The organism is Candidatus Cryosericum odellii, from assembly GCF_003570935.1.
Taxonomy (GTDB): Bacteria; Caldisericota; Caldisericia; order Cryosericales; family Cryosericaceae; genus Cryosericum; species Cryosericum odellii.
The window spans coordinates 25,748-29,139 of record NZ_QXIU01000106.1; the positions used below are offsets into that span (position 1 = coordinate 25,748).

Consider the following 3,392-nt stretch of genomic DNA (forward strand, 5'->3'; position numbering starts at 1 on the left):
CCGGCATATTATCTCAAATACACACATGCCAGGCTTTGCAGTGTGGAACGCCAGGCACGCGGCATCGGAGCTGTTGTTCCTCCTGTGGCAAGCCCGGCTGACGTTGCACGGCTGAAGACTCCTGAGGACCGTGACTTGTTGAAGTGTCTTCTAAAGGCGCAGGATGAGGTTGATGACGCTGCAAGGACGAGGCAGCCCCATCGGATTCTGTATCTTGCAAGCGAGCTTGCCAAGGCGGTCAACGCATTCTATCAGAAAGAAAAGGTCATCCAGGAAGACACAGGTCTGGCACAGGCCCGCATGCTGCTCGTCCTGGTCTCACAGCGTCTCCTGCAGGCGTATGCCCACGTTCTGGGCGTTACTCTCCCCGAATCCATGTAAATGAGCTCTCCGCATCTGTGCGGTGAGCACGAAGTGAGGTATGCATGAAGAATATTCGCAGACTGCGGCTTGAAGCGTTCATACGGCGTAGTGTCGAGGGTCAGCTGATCATGATGGACGATCCCGACCTGCGACTCTTGACCGTGACTCGCATTGAGATGTCGAACGATACACGGCTGGCGAAGGTTTACGTTTCGAGTCTGTCGAATGACGAGAGTCGTCAGAAGGCTCTCATGGCTGCCCTGTCCAGGGCATCGGGCAAGTTCCAGCAGAGGTTGGCGGCTGATGTCTCGATGCGCTTCACGCCCCTGCTTTCGTTCCATTTCGATCAAGGATTCGTGAAGGGCACTCAGGTTGTCGAACTGCTCACTCAGCTCGAGAAGAACGAGAAGAAGGATCCCGCGGATTTATGAGGGGAGTTGGTCTCGACGTCATTGCATCGAGGATCCGCGATGCGAATGATGTCTTTCTTTTCACCCACGAGTTTGCCGATGGCGATGCTCTAGGTTCCATGGTGGCGCTTACATTGTATCTGCAGGCGATGGGCAAGAGGATTCATGCGTTTGTCCCTGGCAAAATCCAGAGTGTCTACCAGTTTCTCGCAACGGATGAACTGTTGAACACCATGTCCGCCGCCCAAGCCACAGTTCACATTAGCGCCGCGAAGGTGACATGTATCAGCGTGGATGCAGCCGATATCGATCGTCTGGGTGAATGGAAACCTCTATTTCTCTCCGGAGTAGAGCGTCTGGTGATTGACCACCACGACACGAATGCAGGTTTTGGCGAGGTGTTTGCCGTGGATGGTTCGGCCAGCTCGTGCTGCGAGATTCTTTTCGACTTGTTCAATGTCATCAACCCCCACCTCATCAACGCCAGGATCGCGTCGGCTCTCTATACCGGTCTGGTTGCGGACACCGGATCATTCCAGTACGCCAATACCAAGGCTCTCTCCCTGGTGCACGGAGCTGAGCTCATCGAACTGGGAGCGTCGCCGGATGAGATCTCTCGCAGCATCTACGAATCCAAGCCATATGGAAGTCTGAGGCTTATGGCTGCTTCTGTAGTAGCGTCGCGCCTCATGTATGGGGGACAGGTGGTCGTATCTTACGTGACCCGGAACATGCTTGCTGATTCGGGCGCGCTGGACGAAGACACGGAAGGGATCACGGACGAATTGCGGCGCATTGCTGATACCAAGGCGGTCGTCCTCTTCAAAGAGGCATCAGATGGCTCGATCAAGGTGAGCCTCCGCGGGAAGTATGGGTTCGACGTCAAGCGCATAGCAACTGCGTTCGGTGGCGGAGGTCACTTGCTGGCCGCCGGCTGCACGATCACAAGCGAGCTCAGCAAAGCCGAAGAGCGCATCCTCGCCGAGCTGGACAGATATCTGGGGCCTTCCAGAATCTGAAACCCCTGTTAGTATCGTAGGCTGCCCACGGGTGATACCATGTATCACCCGTGGGCAGCTTGATGATATTGTGTCAAGGGTTTTTGGCGTTGATGAGCGCTGAGGTCGGACAGGGATTCAGATACTCCTGGATTCCGCATGCATGGCAACCTGTCTCACGGCATGTGGGGAGACGTTCACCCTTCTCTGCGGACAGGTATTCCTCGCGGAGGAAGTCTGTCGAGACTCCCGCATCGATGACCTGCCACGGCAGCTCGCTCTGCAGAGGAATACTGCGATACAGGAAGTCGGCGGGGTCAAGGCCTGAGGCGGCAATGGTCTGCTGCCACACGTCGAAATTGAAAGACTCGTGCCAGGCATCGAATTTGGCCCCGTTCTTCCAGGCGGTCTCGATGACGTTGCCGACTCTGCGGTCGCCACGGCTGAGGAATCCCTCGAGGAAGGAAATACGTGGGTCGCCAAACTGGATATGGAGCTTGCCCTTGAAGGCCCTGAAGCCATTGCGGAGATGGTCGATCTTGGCGTCGTAAGACTCAGGTGTATCCTGGGCGCACCATTGAAAAGGAGTATCGGGGCGAGGCACGAACGGATTGATGCTGAGATTGAGGGCGATGTCTCTGCGGAAACCCTTGCCAAAGGTGTAGATGCGGTCCACCAGGTCGACCATAGCATCGAGATCCTGTTCCGTCTCGGTCGGAAGGCCAAACATGAAGTAGAACTTGACGAGATGCCAGCCTTTCCCAAAAACAGTCCGCAGCGTTTCAAAGATCGATTCTTCGGTGATGTTCTTATTGATGACATCGCGGAGGCGCTGGCTGCCGGCTTCGATGGCAAATGTCAACGAGCCTTCGCGTGTTTGCTTGATCTCGTCTGCGAGATAGCCAGGGAAGTTCTCCATGCGGAGTGACGGGAACGAAATGGACACCTTGTGCTCTTCTCTGTACGCGCGTACGAGCTGAACCAGCCCGGGCAGGTCACTGTAGTCGGTGCTGCTCAGAGATAGCAATCCAACTTCTTCGTAGCCGGTGTTGGCGACGAGTTGCTCGAGCTGCTTCTGGATGGATGCCAGCGATCGCTCTCGGGTGGGGCGATAAGAAATGCCGGCCTCGCAGAAGCGACAGCCTCGCACACATCCACGAAACAGTTCGATGACACCCCGGTCATGGACGAGTTCGCGATATGGGACAATCGGGCTGACAGGAGCAAATGCATCGTCGAGGTTCTCGACAATCCGCCTGCGCACAATAGCGGGAACTCCCGATGAAATGGGTTCGGCGATAAAATACGGCGCATCATTGAGGGCTGGGCGTGTCTTGTAGAGGGATGGGACATAAACGCCCTCGACATCGCGCGCCAGTGTTTCCAGTGCATCGTGACGGCTTGCTCCAGCTGCGCGCGATGCGGCAAGGTTTCGCACAATCTCTGGAAAGAGGTCTTCGCCATCGCCAATACCGAATGCATCCACAAAGGGAGACATGGGTTCGGGATTGAATGTGCAACTGCCACCTGCAATGATGATCGGCCACTCGCTCCGGTCCTCCGACCGCACGGGGAGCCTGGCCAGGTCAAGCATGTTGAGCAGGTTCGTATAAGTGAGTTC

4 protein-coding genes are annotated in these 3,392 nt (G+C 56.0%); 3 read left to right on the forward strand and 1 reads right to left on the reverse strand.

The genetic code is table 11. The features are described from left to right. The 3 genes from SMC5_RS04375 to SMC5_RS04385 all read left to right on the forward strand — a co-directional run. Positions 1-381: DALR anticodon-binding domain-containing protein (locus SMC5_RS04375; RefSeq protein ID WP_243624990.1), on the forward strand; the 381-nt coding region annotated here is incomplete at its 5' end. A gap of 44 nt (positions 382-425) precedes the next feature. Next, positions 426-794 carry a 30S ribosome-binding factor RbfA gene (rbfA, locus tag SMC5_RS04380; RefSeq protein ID WP_119087337.1) on the forward strand — a complete coding sequence of 123 codons (369 nt, stop codon included), beginning with the start codon at positions 426-428 and terminating at the stop codon, positions 792-794. Further along, positions 791-1,792, forward strand: coding sequence for a DHH family phosphoesterase (locus SMC5_RS04385; protein WP_119119749.1), 1,002 nt, complete (start codon positions 791-793; stop codon positions 1,790-1,792). Before rbfA ends, SMC5_RS04385 begins: the two co-directional genes overlap by 4 nt. A gap of 73 nt (positions 1,793-1,865) precedes the next feature. Here the strand turns inward: SMC5_RS04385 and SMC5_RS04390 are convergent. Then, positions 1,866-3,392, reverse strand: a 1,527-nt coding sequence (locus tag SMC5_RS04390; RefSeq protein WP_126854940.1) for a TIGR03960 family B12-binding radical SAM protein, incomplete at its 5' end; no start/stop codon positions are given.

Coding starts and splice junctions, on each gene's coding strand:
- rbfA (WP_119087337.1), top strand. CDS start 426: ATGAAGAATATTCGCAGACTGCGGCTTGAAGCGTTCATACGGCGTAGT.
- SMC5_RS04385 (WP_119119749.1), top strand. CDS start 791: ATGAGGGGAGTTGGTCTCGACGTCATTGCATCGAGGATCCGCGATGCG.